We start from the raw sequence: 17886 nt of genomic DNA on the forward strand, positions 1-17886 counted from the left end.
AAATAAAAAAGGGTTTAAAATTGTGATATGAAAAATTTAGCTAATGAACTCCGTCCACAAACTTTAGATGAAATAATAGGACAAAAACATGTGATTGAAACTTTGAAAAAAGTGGCCAAAAATAAATTAAACACAAGTTTTATTTTTTTTGGAGAAAGTGGCACAGGTAAAACCTCTACAGCAATTGCATTAGCTAATGATATTGGATATTCTTATGGATTATTTAACGCTACTTTACATTCGAAAAATGACCTATTAAAATTGTTAAAAGAACATGATGTTGTTATTATTGATGAAATACACCGACTAAATAAAGATAAGCAAGATATTCTTCTTTCTTATTTGGAATCAGATTTGACAATAGTTTATGCAACAACAACGGAAAATCCTTATTTTAGAGTCAATCCAGCGTTAAGAAGCAGAATGCAGATAAGGCAGTTTAATAAACTTTCAGAAGATGATATTTTTCAAGGGCTAAAACTAATTCTAGAGAAACATTTTTCTCATTTAGAAATTGAAGATGATGTATTAAAAAACTTAGTGAAATTTTCAAATGGTGACTATCGTAATTCAATTAATAATCTACAATTAATTTCTTTATTGTCAGATGATAAAAAAATTACAGAAGATAATTTGAAAAAGTTTATACCTAATATTAATTTTTATAGTGATATGGATTCCAATGCTCATTATAATAATTTATCCGCTTTTCATAAGTCACTAAGAGGTAGCGATGTGGATGCTGCCTTGTACTATGGTAGTTTGATTTTAAAAACTGGAGATTATCAGGGTTTATATAGAAGACTAATTTGTGTCGCTTATGAAGATGTTGGTTTAGCAGATCCTAATCTAGCTTTAAGAATATCAACGGCGTTTGATAATGTTGAAAAATTAGGATTTCCAGAAGCAAATTTACCAATTTACTATTCAATAATTTCTGCTGCTTTAGCACCTAAAAGTAATTCTGTTTATTTAGCTTTGAGCAAAGTTCAGAATTTTATAGACCAAGGAAATATTTACGAAGTCCCAAAACATTTGCGTGATTCACACTATGCAGCTGCTAAGAAATTAGGTGATGGAATTGATTATTTATATCCACATAATTTTCCCAATTCAATTGTTAAACAGGATTATTTGCCAAAAGAAATAAGAAATATAAATTTTTTTGAATTTAAAGAAAATGATCTAGATAAATTAAAACAATATTATGAACAAATAAAAAATCTTAAGGAGAAACATGAACATTAATTGAGATGAAATTTTAACACTAGAAGATTTAAAACAAGCCAAAAATAAAATCTATGCTAAAGGAAGTGAACTTTTTGAACTTCAACAACAAATAAGAAGTGCCTCACCAGAAGAAAAAAAAATAATAGGGCAAAAAATTACAGAACTAAAAAGTTTTTTTGAAAACAAATTTAAAGAAGCAGAGTTAAAAATTGAAAATGAAAAAATTAACAAAATTATTAACTCTGAATACCATGATGTTACTAAACCATTACATTTTACTGGATCACTCCATCCAATAACAATTATTGAAAATAGATTAAGAGATTGATTTATTCAAAACGGATATTTTGAATCAAAAGCAGGAGAAATTACTAATGATCTTTATAACTTTGAAAGATTAAATATTCCTAAAGATCATCCAGCGCGTGATATGCAGGATTCACTTTATATAGATTCATCTTTACTTTTAAGAACTCATAATACTGGAATAAGTGCATATGAGTTAGAAAAAAGAAATAACAAACCAATTAATACTTTTGCTATTGGAAAAGTGTATAGAAATGATGAAGATGATGCAACACACTCACACCAATTTACCCAATTAGACTTTGTTAGTGTCGGAAAAGTAAGTTTTCCTAATTTAATTTGAACATTAAAATCTTTACTTAGTTATGTATTTGAAACAGACTTAGAGTTAAGATTAAGACCAAGCTACTTTCCTTTCACAGAGCCAAGTGTTGAAGTAGATATTTACTACAAAAATAGATGAATAGAAGTTTTAGGTGCTGGTATGCTCCATCCTAATGTTTTAAAAATGGCCGGTTACGATGTTAAAAAATATAATGCCTTCGCAGCTGGTTTGGGTCTCGAAAGACTTGCAATGATCAAATATGAAATTAAAGATATTCGTGAATTCTATAAAAATGATTTGCGAACTTTAAATCAATTCAATGATGAAAAATAGTTTTTTAGATTTTCATTTACAAGAAATCCAAAAAAGCTATTTTAAAGAACTATTAGAAAAAATAAAAAGAGAAGCAAAAACAAATACCATTTTGCCTGCACAAGATAAATGATTTAGAGCATTAGAGTATTTTGCTCCCGATGAAACAAAATTAATAATTTTAGGACAAGATCCTTATTATTTAAAAAATCAAGCAGATGGTTTAGCATTTAGTTCAAATTTTTCACAAACTCCTAAAAGTTTACAAAATTTGATGCTTGAAATTAAAAAGGACTATCCTAGTGCAATATTTGAAACTAACAAGCTAGTTTCATGAGCAAGACAAGGTGTTTTATTACTTAATACTATCTTGACGGTAAATGAAAATAAGCCACTGAGTCATAAAAATTTTGGATGAGAAATTTACACTTCTAATCTAATTAAATTTATTTATAGGCAAAATCGTAAATTTATTTTGCTTTTGTTAGGAAATGAAGCGTTAAATTTCTATAAAGAATATTTGCAAGAAATAAATTTAGAGAAAATTATTTTCAGATCGCATCCTTCGCCTCTTTCATATGCTAGAGGTTCAAAACCTTTGAAAAATTCTTCTCTTTTTAAAGAAATAAATAGTTTATTACCTGAAAATCAACAAATTGATTTCAGTATTAGAAAGGATAAAAAATGTTAGTTTCATTAAAGACATTAAATAAATTCATAAAAGGCATCAAATTAGATTTAAGTGTCGAAAAAGCCATAAATAATTTAGGATATGAAGTAGAAAGCATCACTAAATTTTCGCAAGTTGAAGGGATTAAATTTGCAAAAGTATTAGATGTTTATAAAAATGAAAAATCAGAAAATTTAAACGTCGTACACCTTCTAACTAATAATGGAGAAATTACCATTCAAACAGTAGCTAAAAATGCGCAAAAAGGAATGTGAGCTGTTGCTTTTGTTGAAGGTGCTAAATTAGGAGATATTGTTTTTGGAGCCAAAAAAATGGCAGGTGTTTTATCACAAGGAATGTTATCAGGATATCCAGAATTAGGTTTTGATGTTAAGTACTTACCATACGATGAAGATGATTTAATTATGTTAGATGATTCAAAAATAACTTTAGATATGGATCCTGTGGAATATTTTGAATTAGATGATTACATAATTGACATAACAACACCATCAAATAGAGCAGACATTAATTCTTATTATGTTTTAGCATTAGAATTAGCCGCTTACTATCAAAAAGAATTTACTTGATACAAATGAGATGTCGAATATAAAGCAAAGTTTAAAAGCAAAATGAGAATCAATAAAAATGCTGCAAAAGCATTAAGTTTTTTTGAAGTTAAATTAAAAAATACAGAAACTTCTTTAAACGATCAATTATTTTTAGCTAAACACAAAGTGGAAGCAAAAAATAATTGAGCAATTGATATTACTAATATGAATTTATTATTAACTGGTGTGCCAACGCATGCTTATGATAAACAATTAATTGGAAATGATATTTCTTGTGATTACTTTACTGGAAAAGTTACAATTTTGGGTAATAAAGAAGTTGAAGTTGAAAATGTTTTAGCAATCAAAGATGACAAAGATGTTATTTCATTAGCTTGTGTTATGGGATGTGAAAATTCTTCAGTAAATGACAAGACAACTCATATAGCTTTTGAAATAGGTTCATTTGACCCTAAAAGCGTAAGAAAAGCAGCAAAACAAATCAAAATAGATTCTAATTCATCAATTCAAGGTGCTCGTGGTGTTAATAATGAAATGGTGAGAATGGGAATTAAGTTTCTTCAATATATGGTTCACAAATATAAACAAGATTATAGTCAAGTTTTGAAACTACCGAAAGCTAAAAAAAGAACTTCAATTATCCAAAATCGTCATAAATTAGCTACATATGCAAATTTAAATATCAAAAATTTAGATGTTTTTAAAAAAGTAGAACAACAATTAGAATACATTGGATTTGAGCAAAATAAAAATAGAATTTTAACTCCTATTTATAGAAGTGATATTCATACTTATGAAGATATCATTGAAGAATATTTTAGATTTTATGGTTATGATCATTTTAAACCTGAAGCACCATATTTATATACAACAGAAGTTGTTTCCAAAGACATTAATAAAGAAATGTTAAAACATATGGGTTATCAAGAAATTAGAACCTTCACTTTAGTAAGTAAAAATAAAAATATTTTTAATCCATTTGCTTTTGAAAAAAATATAGATTTAGAAACTTTTGTTTCTTTGGAAAGAGAAGCAGTAAGAAATTCAATTGTACCTTCAATGCTTGAAGTTGCAGAATACAATATTAAAAGAAAAATTGCAGATTTTAATTTATTCGAAAATGGAATGATTAATAATAATGAATATGTTTATGGTTTAATTTCAACTATTAAAGACATAGATCAAATGAAACAAGATATTGCAAACTTCTTAAATAGTAAGAATTTAGAATTTATACCATATACAGATAATGATTATGTTCATCCTAATTTATCTGCAAAAATTTACCAAAATGGTCAATTTATTGGATGAATAGGAAAAGTTAGTCCTAAATATTCTTCTTTAAATTTAATTGTTGCAGAATTTAAACAAGTAAAAATTAACAAAAATAAAAAAACTTTTAAAGAATATTCAAGTGATCCATTGAAAACTCTAGATTTAACATTTGCATTAGAATTAAGAGAAACAATAGGAACAAGAATTGTCGAAATTCAAGAAAATTTTGCACTTTACAATATTAAACAAATAGATAGTTTTGAAAAAGAAAACCAAAAATATATTACTCTAAGAATAGTAGCTGAAAGTGAAGTAATTAAAGCAATAAATGAAAAATATAACAAATAATGTGAGGTTAAATGTATAGACTTAGATTAAAAGATAAATTAGTTGAAGCTTCGATTAATAAAGAAGCAAAGAGACAAAGAAATCACATTGAATTAATAGCAAGTGAAAACTTTGTTAGTCAAGATGTTTTAAAAGCCGTTGGATCCATAATGACTAACAAATATGCAGAAGGTTATCCTGGTAAAAGATATTATGGTGGTTGTGAATATGCTGATGAAGTGGAAGACTTGGCAAGAGAACGTCTAAAAAAATTATTTGGTGTTAAATTTGCAAACGTTCAACCTTATTCAGGATCAACAGCAAATGCAGCAGCAATTTCTTCTATTTGCCAACCTGGAGATAAAATTATGGGATTATCTCTTTCTTCAGGTGGTCATTTAACTCACGGTTATAAAATTAGTTTTAGTGGTATTTATTTTAACGCAATTACCTATGATACAGATGAAAACGGTTTACTAGATTATGAAGCCATTAAGGAAAAAGCCATTAAAGAAAAACCAAAATTAATTATTTGTGGTTATTCAGCTTATTCAAGAGTAGTTGATTTTAAAAAATTTAGAGAAATTGCAGATGCTTGTGGTGCTAAATTAATGGCAGATATAGCTCATATTGCAGGATTAATTGTTGGCGGAGTTCATCCTTCTCCTGTTGGTTATGCTGATATTATTACTTCTACAACTCATAAAACTTTAAGAGGTGCAAGAGGTGCAATCATAATGACTAATGACGAAGAATTAGCAAAAAAAATTGATCGTTGAGTTTTCCCTGGTTATCAAGGAGGGCCTTTAGTTCACCAAATAGCAGGAAAAGCGGTAGCTTTTGGTGAAGCACTAAAAGATTCATTTAAAACTTATGCTCAAAATATAATTAGTAATGCTAAAAGATTTTCAAATAGATTTCTCGAAAAAGGTATCAAAATAGTTTCGGGCGGAACGGACAATCATTTATTTACCCTTAATGTTTATGATTCATACAATATTACAGGTAAAGATGCCGAAAAATTATTGAGTTATTTCAATATAACAACAAATAAAAATACAGTTCCTAATGATACTTTGAGTCCAATGATTTCTTCAGGCCTAAGATTAGGTACTGCCGCAATGACTTCTAGAGATTTTGATGAATGAGAAAATTTAGCAGATTTAATTGATGAAATCTTAAAAACAGGGCCAACTATTTTAGAAAATCTAGAATTATTTAACAAAATTAAGAAACAAATTAAAAAATGAACTAAAAAGTATCCTATTAAAAAATATTATAATTAAGCACACAAAATGTGCTTTTTTATTTTTACCCTTTTTTATAGTAAAATAAGAATATTATTTACAAGAGGTAACTTATGAAAATTTTAGGCATAGAAACAAGCCATGATGATACTTCTATTGCACTTTTAGAAGATGGAAAAATTTTAGATTTAATAACTATTTCACAAATTGAAATTTTCAAAGAGTTTGGTGGCACGATTCCAGAACTAGCTTCGAGAGAACACGTAAAAAATATTCATTTAATTTTGCAACTTCTCTTAAAAAAATGAAATTTAACTGAATTAGATTATATTGCCTATACAGAAAAACCTGGATTAATTGGAACTTTACAAATTGGATTTCTTTTTGCCAACGCTTTAGCTTTAAGTTATAAAAAACCTTTAATTCCAATAAATCATTTAGAAGGTCATTTTTATTCTGCTGCAATAGATTCTGAAATAAAATATCCTGCTTTATGTTTATTAGTGTCAGGCGGACATACACAGCTAATGTATATTCGAAACCCCTATGAAATAGAGATAATTGGCCAAACACAAGATGATGCAGTTGGTGAAGCGTTTGATAAAGTTGCAACAAAACTAAATTTAGGTTTTCCAGGCGGACCTATTATTGATAAATTATTTAAAAACAAAAATGACAATTCATACTATAAATTAACAATACCTAAAACAGAAAATGATTTAGATTTTTCATTTAGTGGACTAAAATCTCAAGTAATTAATCTTTATCGTAATTCCATTGATAGAGGTGAAAAACTCGATGAAGTTAAATTGGCTTGTAGTTTTCAAAAAACAGCAGTGCAGTATCTAATTGAACAAACGAAAAAAGCTATAAAAAAATATGAATTTGAAACACTTGTATTGGCGGGTGGTGTTAGTGCAAATAGTTTATTAAGAGAAGAATTTCTTAAATTAAGTACAAAAGCAATTATTCCAAATTTAAAATATGCAACAGATAATGGTGCAATGATTGCAATGTGTGCCTATGAACAGTTGAAATTTAAGAAAAATAAATAATCTTAAGCTTCTATGTAAATATATTAATATATAATATTAATTAATATTACTTATACTTAGTTTTAATATTAGTATTTTAAATTAGAAGGAGCTATGATGGCAACTAAAAAACCTGAAATCACTAACTCAATTGTTCGTCACATTGGTAAAATTGCTAATACTAGCAGTGGTTATACAAAAGAATTTAATCTTGTTTCATGAAATAATTATGAACCAAAATACGACATTAGAGATTGAAGCGAAGATCACGCACGTTCAAGCAAAGGTATTACATTATCTTTAGAAGAATTAAAAACACTTAAAACTTTAATTGATCAAGAACTTGAAAATTTAGAAAAATAATGTAAAAAAATCCTTGCATAAGGATTTTTATTGTTTTTATATTTAAAATGTTAATCAAGGCTCAACAAAGTGACAAAGAGAAAATTTTGACTTTTCTCAGACAAGAACCTTTTTATAATTTGTTTTTAATTGCTGATATTGAAAATTTTGATCTCCAATCTTCTCTTATTACTACTTTTATATTAAAAAATGATGATGAAATTAAAAGTGTTCTTTTAATTTTTGGTTTTACATTGCTTTACTTTGACCCATTCAATTTAATAAGTGAAAAATTGTTAAAAGAATTTTTTGATGAATACAATATAACTAATGTTCATATCAACCAAAATAGTTTTGAATTAAAGAGGAGTTTCTTTTCTAATTCAAATTTTAAAATTCACAAACAATTTTTAGCAACTTGCAAAAAATTAAAACAAATTGATTTTTCATTAGTTAAAAAAGCTGAACTTGAAGATATTGAATCAATTTGTAGAGGAAGACAAGAAATTACCGAATTTGATGATTTTAGAGGTTCATACGAAAGAGAATATGAAATTTATAAAGAAAATTTTCTTAAAAATATTTCTCATAATTTCATAATTAAAAATGAACAAAAAGTTTTAGCTCATGCATCAATATTAGCTTCAACAAGTCAAAGCGCAATGATTGGTGGTATTTATTGTTTAAAAGAACATCGAAAAAAAGGTTATGCATCACAGGTAACTGCAGCCTTAACTAAGTATGTGTTAGAAAATAATAAAACACCTATTTTGTTTTATGACAATCCAGAAGCAGGAAGTATTTATCAAAAAATAGGATTTGAAACTTTAGGATTTGTTTATACAATTAAAGTTAATTAGTTAAGATGGGGAATAATATATGTTTAATTTTTTAGAAAATCGTATTCAAAAATCACTTGCAAAAATGGCCAAAAAAACTGTTGTTAATGAAGCAGATATTTTAGAAACAACAAGAGATATAAAAATGGCACTCTTAGAAGCCGATGTTAATTTAAAAGTAGTAAAAGATTTTATAAGCAATGTTAAAACTAAGGCACTTGAATCTAGAATTGTTGGTTCTTTAAATGCTTCTCAACAAATGGTTAAAATTGTTCATGAAGAATTAGTTGACATTTTAGGAAAAGAAGTTAAAGAAATTAATATTACAAAAAAACCTTATATTATTATGATGACAGGTTTACAAGGTTCAGGTAAAACAACTGCTGTTGCTAAATTAGCTTATTATTTACGTAAGAAAAATAAAGTTAATAAACCTTTAGTAGTTGCAGCTGATATTTATCGTCCTGCTGCTGTTCAACAATTAGTTACCTTAGCTAAAAGTATTCAAGTTGATTATTTTGAACAAGGAGTAAATGAAAGCGCACAAAACATTGTGACAAATGCTTTAGAATTCGCAAGAAATAATGACCACGATTTAATTTTAATTGATACTGCTGGTCGTTTAGCTATTGATGAACCATTAATGAATGAATTAAAAGATTTAAAGAAAATTGCACATCCACAAGAAATTTTCTTTGTGGCTGATGCTTTGAGTGGGCAAGATATTTTGAATGTTGCGCAAGCTTTTGATAATGACTTAAATTTAACTGGTGCGATTATTACTAAATTAGACTCAGACGCGAGAGGTGGAGCCGCGTTAAGTATTTCTAAAGTTTTAAACTTACCTATTAGATTTATTGGAACAGGAGAAAAAATCTCTAACTTAGATTTATTTTATCCAGATAGAATGGCAGACAGAATTCTTGGTATGGGCGATGTCTTATCATTAATTGAAAAAGCAGAAGAAGTAATCGATCAGGACGCTGCACAAAATACTGTTGCCAAAATTTTAAAAGGCGAATTTAGTCTTGACGATTTAATGCAAAATTTAAGCCAAATGAAAAAAATGGGAAAAATGAGTAAATTAATTAAAATGATTCCTGGATTAGCAAACAAAATAAGTGAAGAAAAAATTCAAGAAGCAGAAGAAAAATTTAGAAGTTATGAAATTTTAATTAGCTCAATGACACAAAAAGAAAGAAAAAATCCAAAACTTTTAAAACAAGCAAGCAGAAAAGCAAGAATTTTAAAAGGAAGTGGAAGAAGCGCTTTTGAATACAATCGTTTATTGAATGATTTCGAACAAATGGTCAAAAACATGGGCGAAATGGCTAAAAAAATTAAGTCAGGAAATTTTGGCGATTTAACCAAAATGGGATTAGGCGGATTATAAAATGAATCTGGGTTTTTTCAATGTTGCGGGAAACAACGTCCCATGGCATGGTGTTTCACAAATTTTGTTTTATACTTTAGCAGTTTTAGGCGGAATTAGTATTATTCTTTTGTGGATATTCAAAAGACCTATAAAACAGCACTATTTGAAACATCATTATGTTTTAGGTATTTTTACAAAAAGAACATTCTGAACACTTTTTGGAGTTATTTCGCTTATTGGAATGGGAGTAAGATCAAGTGTTTTAGTACTTTCTCATTTTGAAAATTTATGAGAATCCATTCCTCTTCATTTTTGTCGTTTAATGTTAATTTTTTTAGCTATAACAGTTATTTTTAATAAACTACATTGAATTAAATATTTTGGTGCATTTTCAATTATTGGTGGAATTGTTGCTATTTCTTCGCCAGATTTAAATAAAAATATTGGACTTGATAATTTTTACTATTGAGACTACATTTTGGCACACTTATATGTTTTAGTTTTACCTGCAGTTATTTATGTCTTAGCTGACATTAAATACACATTTAAAGATACATTGGTTACTTTTGCTGTGATGCTCTCCTTAACTACAATGATGTTTTTTATCAATTGAGCAATTGATAGTTCAAATAGTGTTGATTTAAGCTGAAAATCAAATTACTTTTATTTAGGATTTGATAAATATAACAGTCAATCAAAATTGATTCCTTACATTCTCCAATGACCATTCAATTATGTAACTCTTACACTCTCATTAACTATCTATATGACAATTTACATTAGTATATGATGTATTCAAGATAAAGTATATTTTGCAAGAGAAGAAAGTGGTTGAGTTTTTAAATGAAGAAAAAGCAAAATGTGAAAAAAATACAAAAAATCTATTCATGAATTTTGACTTTTATTGCTTAAAAAAAGCCTAAAAGAAAAAAATAGAACAAATGTGTAAAATCTAATCATTATAAATAATTAGTAATATAATAAGATTATGTTAAGTAAAATTAACATAATTTTTTTTAGTTATTTTTAACAAAATAAAGCTTAGAAATATGCAGAAAATATTTGAAAACTCAATTTATAAAATTTTCTTAATCTATTGCCTAATTATCACAGTAATTTTTTGTGGTTTTTATCCATTGATGAAACTTTCATTGGCCTTTGGGTTTTTAATTGGAAGTTGTTTTTCTTTAATTTTTTTTGAATTAAGAAATTTTTTTCTTTCTAAAAGCCTTTTAGAAAGACAGATTAGTAAAAAAATAAAATTCAGTTTTTGAACTTTATTAGGTTTTTTAATAATCATGAGTTTATTAGCTTTAGCACTTTTTTTAGCAATTCAAATTAATGGATTTAGCAAAAGACTTTTTTTCAGTAAAGATATTTTGCACAAAACAATGTATCCAATTAATTTGATTGCTTTTGCTTTTGGCACTACTTCAATTCTTATTTCCGGATTTATAAGCTTTATTATTACAAAAAGATATGAAAGGAGGAAAAATGGACAAAATTAAAGAAGCCTTGTGAAATTGAGCACATCCGCAGTTATTTTCACTTTTTATTACTGTTTTGATATGTTTTATTTTAGCTTTAGCGGTTTTTATTCAAATCAAAAGATCTTCAAAACCAGATAAAGCTCCAGGAGCTTTTTTGCTCATTGTTGAAGGTTATATAGGTTATATTGATCAATCTTTTGATGAAGCAACAGAAGGCAAGATTCGTAAAACAAGAGTTTACATTTTCGCTTTGGCAACTTTTCTTTTAGTTGGGAACTTGCTTGGTTTAATTGGGTTAGAACCAGTTGTAACATCATATTCTGTCCCTTTTACTCTTGCTCTTATAACATGAATTGGAATTTATGTCGTAGGTCTGTTGTATCAAAAGTGAAGGTTCTTTAAAAAATACATCAATCCAATAGAATCAATTGGTCAATTTGCTCCACTGATTTCGCTGAGTTTCCGGATTTTTGGAAACATTATAGGTGGTTCATCAATTTTATTCTTAGCTTATTATGTATTTGGATATTTATGAACTTTAATACCTGGACAAGAAAACAATATGTGATTTTTCTTTGCCCCGATATTTACTTCATTTTTACATTTATATTTTGACGTTTTTGGCGCATTTATTCAAGCTTTAATTTTTACCACTTTGACAGTAATTTATTGAACTGGTGAGGCTGATTCTGTAGTCAAAAAGAAAAAAAACAAACAAAAAAATATTGAAACAATTGCAACGCAAGCAAATATTTATTAATTAATTAAATTTGATAGGAGAATTAAACATGACAGATAAAGGTTTAGTAGCCATTGGTATTGGTTTAGCTATGTTAGGAACATTTGGAACCGGATTAGGACAAGGAATTGCTGCAGGTAAAGCTGCAGAAGCTGTTGGAAGAAATCCAGAAGCAGCTTCAAAAATTCGTACAATGATGTTAATTGGTTCAGGTGTTGCTGAATCAGCTGCTATTTATTCACTTCTTATTTCATTTATTTTAATGTTCGCATACTAATTATGGAAATAAACGTTATTGACAAGGTATTACATGAAACAGGATTAAAAGGAGAATTGCAAGAAAAAATTCAAAAAATTTTTCCTTCAATTCCTTTAATGATTGCCACATTAATATCTTTAATTTTGATAATCGTAATTTTGTATTTCTTAGCTTATAAACCTGTAAAGAAAGCAATTAAAGCAAGACAGGAATATATTCAAGCAAATATTGATCAAGCTAAATCATTGCATCAAGAAATGCAACAAAAATTAGAAGAATCAAATCAAACTTTAGCAAAAGCACATCAAGAAGCTGACAAAATAGTGCAAGAAGGTATTAATCATTCAAATAAAATTGTTTTAAGTTACACTGCACTCGCAAGAAGTAAGTCTAAAACAATGTTAGAAGAAGCAAGAAGAGACGTTGAAAAACAAAAACAAGAATTTTTTGAAGAATCAAAAAATTATATTGTTGATGCTGCTTCAGAATTATCTAAGAAAATTTTGAAAAAATCAGTTGATGAAAAAGTACAAAGTGCAATGATTGATGAATTCTTAAAAGAAGAGTCAAACAAATAAAATTATGTACAAAAAAATCAATTTAGATGCATATGCCATTGCAATTTATGAATTGTCTCTTGAAATGAATGTTGCGCATGAAACACGTTACATTTTAACTGCGCTTTATAAAGAATTAAAAAAAGACGAGTTATTTATCGAAAATTTAAAAAATGGTGAAATAAGTAAAGAAGAAAAAAATGCTTACATTTCAGATGTTTTAGCTGGTTTTGAAAAAAATCAGTTGGCAATAAATTTTATTAACATTATTTTAGAGAATGGTGCAATTCAAAATTTAAAAAGAATTATTTCTGTTTATTTAAAAATGGTTAATCAACATTTAAATGTAAGATATGCTAAAATTTTTAGTCCCTTTCCAATTACAAAAGACAAATTAAACTTAATTAAAGCTAAATTGGAAAAAGATTATAACTGCATTGTAGACATTGATAACATTATTGATCCCAATGTTATCGGTGGATTCAAAATTAAAATGGATAGTTTAGTAATTGAACATTCTTTGGGTTCAGATTTACAACAATTAACAAATCAAATTAAAAGCAAAGACGGAGGTTTAAATGGCTAGTTCAATTCATGATATTTCAGCTATTATTAAAGACCGTATCAAGAATTTTAATGTGTCAAAAATTGATTATTCTGAAGTGGGGCACATTATTACTGTAGGAGATGGAATTGCACTTGTTAGTGGTCTTGAAAAAGCCAAAAATGGTGAAATTATCGTTTTCAAAAACAATATATATGGTTTAACTTTAAACTTAGAGGAAGAAGTAATCGGAGTTGCAATTTTTGGTAACGCAAATGCTTTAGCAGAAGGCGATGAGTGTCACAGAAGTGGTAAAGTTATTTCAGTTCCTGTAGGAGATGATCTTTTAGGTAGAGTTGTAAATGCATTAGGTGAACCTATTGATGGTAAAGGCGATTTGAAATTTTCAAAAACTAGTGAAATTTTTAAAGTTGCTCCTGGTGTTATGACCAGAAAAGAAGTTAATCAACCACTTGAAACCGGAATTTTGGCAATTGATTCAATGATTCCAATCGGAAAAGGTCAACGTGAGTTAATTATTGGGGATAGACAAACAGGAAAAACATCAATTGCAATTGACACAATTATCAATCAAAAAGGTAAAAATGTTAAATGTGTTTATGTTGCAATTGGACAAAAAAACTCAACAGTCGCACAAATTGTTAAAAAATTAAATGACTTTGGAGCAATGGAATATACAACAGTTGTTGTTGCAGGAGCAAGCGAATTAGCACCACAACAATACATTGCGCCTTATTCAGGCGTTACAATTGCAGAAGAATGGATGTCAAAAGGTGAAGATGTTCTAATTGTTTATGATGATTTAAGTAAACATGCTGTAGCATATAGAACACTATCTTTACTTTTAAGAAGACCTCCTGGTCGTGAAGCTTATCCAGGTGATATTTTCTATCTTCACTCACAATTATTAGAAAGAGCTGCAAGGGTTAGAAAAGAATTCGGTGGTGGTTCAATCACTGCTTTACCTATCATTGAAACACAACAAGGTGATATTTCAGCATATATTCCGACTAATGTTATTTCAATTACTGATGGGCAAATTTTCACAAAAGAAAGTTTATTTAATTCAGGACAAAAACCAGCTGTTGACGTTGGTTTCAGTGTTAGTCGGGTAGGATCTAGCGCACAAATTAAAGCTATTAAAGAAACATCATCATCATTAAAACTTGAATTAGCTCAATATAATGAAATGTTAGCTTTTGCGCAATTTGACTCAGACTTAGATGAATCAACCAAAAATATTTTGCAACATGGTGCTAAAGTTTACGAGTTTTTAAAACAAGAACAGTATTCTCCTTTTGACCAAATCACTCAAGTAGCTATTTTATTGGGAATTAAGGAAAAAATTATTAATCCTATTCCTCTTGAAAAAATAAAAACTTATAGAAATGAAGTTGTTAAATTAATGGAATCTCAAAAAGGTCAAATTTTAGCTCAAAAAATTAAAGAAAACAATAATGCTCTTAATGATGAATTAAAAGTTGAATTAGTTAAAGAATTAATTGCAATTGTTAAAAAAATAATTTCATTAATTCCTGAATATGATGCAAGTCTTTATTTACCTATTCCGGCTAAATGAAGTAATATTGGTGAATAATTATGGCTGGACAACAAATAATTAAAAACAGAATTAATGCTGTTCAATCAATTAAAAAAATCACACATGCAATGGAATTAGTATCAGCTTCAAAATTGAAAAAAAGTAGAACTGAATACAATAATGTAAAAAATTATTATGATTCAGTGAAAAGATCTTTTGATGCTATTCTCCATCACATGAACAAAAGAGAAATTGAAGAATTGTTTCCACAAAAAAATACAGGTAAAAAATTATATGTAATTTTTACTGGTGATATTGGACTTGCTGGATCATATAATTCAGCAGTTATAAAATTAGCTAAAAGTACTATAAAAAAGGATGATAAAGTAATTATCATTGGTTTTAAAGGTATTTTAGGACTTGAAAAAATTTTTCAAAATCAAATTATTTATAAACAAAAAAGTGAAGCAAATGCTGATCACTATAAATTAATTCAAGAAATAACTAAAAAAATTTATTTAATTTATAAAAATGAAAAATTTGATTCTATCAATGTAATTTATAACAAATATGTTAATAATCTAGTTCAAGTTGAAACAAATGAACACATTTACCCATTTGTTTTCAATAATGATAGTAAATTGCCTAAGGATAGTAAATATTTATTTAAACAAATAGAATTTGAACCTTCGCCACAAAAGGTTTTAAATGTTGCAATTCCACAATATTTAAACGCACATATTTATTTCGCTTATTCATCTTCAAAATTAAGTGAATTAGCATCAAGAAGAAGTGCGATGGAAACTGCTACAGAAAATGCAAATGAACTAATTGAAGAATTAGAAATTAAATACAACAGAAAACGTCAAGCAAACATTACTCAAGAACTTAATGAAATTGTTTCTGGAGCAAATGCTGTTTAATTTAGAAAGGAAAAACAATGCCACAAAATTCTAGTAAAAAAGGCAATTATGGAAAAATAGTACAAATTGTTGGTCCTGTTGTTGACGTTAGATTTGAAAAAGGTCATTTACCTGAAATTTTCAATGCTTTAGTTGTTGAAGATGAAGGACAAAAATTCACACTTGAAGTTGCACAACACATTGGAGATGAAACAGTTAGAACAATTTCTATGGTTTCAACTAATGGACTTTCAAGAGGATTAGAAGTTTTAGATACTGGTGCACCAATTAGTGTACCTGTGGGAAATAATATTCTAGGAAGAATGTTTGATGTTCTAGGTGACCCAATCGATTTAATGCCTGCACCAGAAACTAAAAAAATGTCAATCCATGCTCCTGCCCCTTCTTATGAAGAACAAAAAACTATTAGTGAAATTTTAGAAACAGGTATCAAAGTTATTGACTTGTTAATTCCTTATGCTAAGGGTGGAAAAATTGGTTTATTTGGTGGAGCCGGGGTTGGTAAAACTGTTCTTGTTCAAGAGTTAATAAATAACATTGCAACACAACATGGTGGTTTATCTGTTTTTGTTGGTGTTGGAGAAAGAACAAGAGAAGGTAACGACCTTTATCATGAAATGAAAGCTGCTGGTGTCTTAGATAAGACAGCTCTTGTTTTCGGTCAGATGAATGAACCTCCTGGAGCTCGTATGAGAGTTGCTTTAACAGGTTTAACAATGGCTGAATACTTCCGTGATAAACAAAACCAAGATGTTTTATTATTCATCGATAATATCTTCCGTTTTGTGCAAGCTGGATCAGAAGTTAGTGCTCTTTTAGGGCGTATGCCTTCAGCCGTTGGATACCAACCAACATTAGCTACTGAAATGGGTCAATTACAAGAAAGAATTACTTCTACACATAAAGGATCAATTACATCAGTTCAAGCTGTTTATGTTCCAGCTGACGATTTAACCGATCCAGCTCCAGCAACAACTTTTACGCACTTAGATGCTAAAACTGTTTTGGATCGTAATATAGCTGCTTTAGGAATTTATCCAGCTGTTGACCCCCTAGAGTCTAATTCAAGATTATTAGATCCTTTAGTTATTGGAAATGAACACTATGAAGTTGCACATAGTGTAATTAATATTCTCCAAAGATTTAAAGAGTTGCAAGACATTATTGCAATTCTTGGAATGGGAGAATTAAGTGAAGAAGATAAAACTACAGTTATTAGAGCACGTAGAATTAGAATATTCTTATCACAACCATTCACCGTTGCTGAAAAATTCTCTGGTAAAAAAGGTCAATATGTTAAATTGACTGATACCATTAGAAGTTTTAAAGCAATTCTTGAAGGTAAATACGATAATTATCCAGAAGAACTTTTCTTTTATGCTGGTGCAATCGAAGATGTTGAAGAAAGATACAAAGAATACCAAGCTACTTTAAAACAAACTAAAGAAAAAGAAGAAGTTAAAGAAACAACTTCAGAAAGTTCAAATGAATAATAAAACCTATTTAACAATTGTTACAGTTGATAAGATTTTTTATCAAGATTATGTTCAATTTGTTAATTTGAAAACAGTAGAAGGTGGAGATATTACTTTTTTACCAAATCATTCACCATTTGTAAGTAATATAGATGTTTGCAAAATGATTATTAAAGAAGAAAATGGAGACTTTAAATACTGTTCAATTGGCTCAGGTTTAGTTTATGTTGATGCTAATGAAATTAGAATTATCACAGACGACATAATTTTTAGCAAGGACATTAATATTCACCGTGCTGAATTAGAAAAAGAAAGCATGATTTCAAAAATTAAAACAGCTAAAACTAAAAATGAAAAAGCTATCTATGAATTTAAATTGCGTAAAGCAATCAACAGAATTAATGTTTATAACAATAAATAAATAAAAAAACTGCGGTTTTTTTATTTTTATTCTTTTAAAATTTAAGTTAAGTCATTTTTTAAA

General features: G+C 28.0%; 19 protein-coding genes. 18 read left to right on the forward strand and 1 reads right to left on the reverse strand.

The features are described 5' to 3' along the window. Positions 1–27 precede the first annotated feature (27 nt). From EXC37_RS00420 to EXC37_RS00465, 10 genes are all read left to right on the forward strand, one after another. Complete coding sequence (locus EXC37_RS00420; RefSeq protein WP_029891990.1) at positions 28–1248, forward strand: replication-associated recombination protein A; 1221 nt, start codon at positions 28–30, stop codon at positions 1246–1248. After that, positions 1238–2194 carry a phenylalanine--tRNA ligase subunit alpha gene (gene pheS, locus EXC37_RS00425; protein ID WP_029891989.1) on the forward strand — a complete coding sequence of 319 codons (957 nt, stop codon included), beginning with the start codon at positions 1238–1240 and terminating at the stop codon, positions 2192–2194. The genes EXC37_RS00420 and pheS overlap by 11 nt, the downstream gene beginning before the upstream one ends. Further along, positions 2181–2864: a uracil-DNA glycosylase gene (locus tag EXC37_RS00430; RefSeq protein WP_223211543.1), complete on the forward strand. Its 684-nt coding sequence runs from the start codon at positions 2181–2183 to the stop codon at positions 2862–2864. Before pheS ends, EXC37_RS00430 begins: the two co-directional genes overlap by 14 nt. Further along, complete coding sequence (locus EXC37_RS00435; protein ID WP_129693825.1) at positions 2858–5038, forward strand: phenylalanine--tRNA ligase subunit beta; 2181 nt, start codon at positions 2858–2860, stop codon at positions 5036–5038. The genes EXC37_RS00430 and EXC37_RS00435 overlap by 7 nt, the downstream gene beginning before the upstream one ends. An 11-nt stretch (positions 5039–5049) precedes the next feature. Continuing rightward, the gene (gene glyA / locus EXC37_RS00440; protein WP_029891986.1) at positions 5050–6303 is read left to right on the forward strand and encodes a serine hydroxymethyltransferase; all 1254 of its coding nucleotides are present in this window, start codon (positions 5050–5052) and stop codon (positions 6301–6303) included. Positions 6304–6377: 74 nt separating this feature from the next. Continuing rightward, entirely contained in the window at positions 6378–7319 is a 942-nt protein-coding gene (gene tsaD, locus EXC37_RS00445; protein ID WP_006608535.1) for a tRNA (adenosine(37)-N6)-threonylcarbamoyltransferase complex transferase subunit TsaD, read from the forward strand. Between the two features lie 96 nt (positions 7320–7415). Continuing rightward, positions 7416–7661, forward strand: coding sequence for a YdbC family protein (locus EXC37_RS00450; protein ID WP_006608534.1), 246 nt, complete (start codon positions 7416–7418; stop codon positions 7659–7661). A 47-nt stretch (positions 7662–7708) separates the two neighbouring features. After that, positions 7709–8500, forward strand: a complete 792-nt coding sequence (locus EXC37_RS00455; protein ID WP_051660714.1) for a GNAT family N-acetyltransferase — start codon at positions 7709–7711, stop codon at positions 8498–8500. Positions 8501–8519: 19 nt separating this feature from the next. After that, a complete protein-coding gene (gene ffh, locus EXC37_RS00460; RefSeq protein WP_006608532.1) occupies positions 8520–9872 on the forward strand; it encodes a signal recognition particle protein in 1353 nt (450 codons plus the stop codon). Position 9873: 1 nt separating this feature from the next. Next, positions 9874–10803 (forward strand): YwaF family protein, encoded by a 930-nt coding sequence (locus tag EXC37_RS00465; RefSeq protein WP_051660713.1) that lies wholly within the window; start codon positions 9874–9876, stop codon positions 10801–10803. Positions 10804–10983: 180 nt separating this feature from the next. Here EXC37_RS00465 and EXC37_RS00470 read toward each other — a convergent pair whose 3' ends face one another. Then, positions 10984–11283: a hypothetical protein gene (locus tag EXC37_RS00470; RefSeq protein ID WP_129693826.1), complete on the reverse strand. Its 300-nt coding sequence runs from the start codon at positions 11281–11283 to the stop codon at positions 10984–10986. 65 nt (positions 11284–11348) lie between these two features. Here EXC37_RS00470 and EXC37_RS00475 point away from each other — a divergent pair, with 65 nt between their 5' ends. The 8 genes from EXC37_RS00475 to atpC are packed head-to-tail and all read left to right on the forward strand — an operon-like array spanning position 11349 to position 17823. Beyond that, a complete protein-coding gene (locus EXC37_RS00475) occupies positions 11349–12104 on the forward strand; it encodes a F0F1 ATP synthase subunit A (protein WP_006608528.1) in 756 nt (251 codons plus the stop codon). A gap of 28 nt (positions 12105–12132) precedes the next feature. Further along, positions 12133–12360, forward strand: a complete 228-nt coding sequence (gene atpE / locus EXC37_RS00480; RefSeq protein WP_006608527.1) for an ATP synthase F0 subunit C — start codon at positions 12133–12135, stop codon at positions 12358–12360. Positions 12361–12362: 2 nt separating this feature from the next. Next, on the forward strand, positions 12363–12920 hold the full coding sequence (gene atpF / locus EXC37_RS00485) for a F0F1 ATP synthase subunit B (protein WP_029891983.1): 558 nt from the start codon (positions 12363–12365) through the stop codon (positions 12918–12920). 4 nt (positions 12921–12924) lie between these two features. Further along, complete coding sequence (gene atpH / locus EXC37_RS00490) at positions 12925–13485, forward strand: ATP synthase F1 subunit delta (RefSeq protein WP_006608525.1); 561 nt, start codon at positions 12925–12927, stop codon at positions 13483–13485. Further along, positions 13478–15061, forward strand: a complete 1584-nt coding sequence (gene atpA, locus EXC37_RS00495; protein WP_006608524.1) for a F0F1 ATP synthase subunit alpha — start codon at positions 13478–13480, stop codon at positions 15059–15061. Before atpH ends, atpA begins: the two co-directional genes overlap by 8 nt. 2 nt (positions 15062–15063) lie before the next feature. Continuing rightward, entirely contained in the window at positions 15064–15927 is an 864-nt protein-coding gene (gene atpG / locus EXC37_RS00500; protein WP_006608523.1) for an ATP synthase F1 subunit gamma, read from the forward strand. A gap of 17 nt (positions 15928–15944) precedes the next feature. Further along, on the forward strand, positions 15945–17420 hold the full coding sequence (atpD, locus tag EXC37_RS00505) for a F0F1 ATP synthase subunit beta (protein WP_029891982.1): 1476 nt from the start codon (positions 15945–15947) through the stop codon (positions 17418–17420). Continuing rightward, positions 17413–17823: an ATP synthase F1 subunit epsilon gene (atpC, locus tag EXC37_RS00510; RefSeq protein WP_006608521.1), complete on the forward strand. Its 411-nt coding sequence runs from the start codon at positions 17413–17415 to the stop codon at positions 17821–17823. Before atpD ends, atpC begins: the two co-directional genes overlap by 8 nt. Positions 17824–17886 lie beyond the last annotated feature (63 nt).

Origin of the sequence: Mycoplasmopsis columbina, from assembly GCF_900660685.1 — a bacterium.
GTDB classification, from domain to species: domain Bacteria; phylum Bacillota_I; class Bacilli_A; order Mycoplasmatales; family Metamycoplasmataceae; genus Mycoplasmopsis; species Mycoplasmopsis columbina.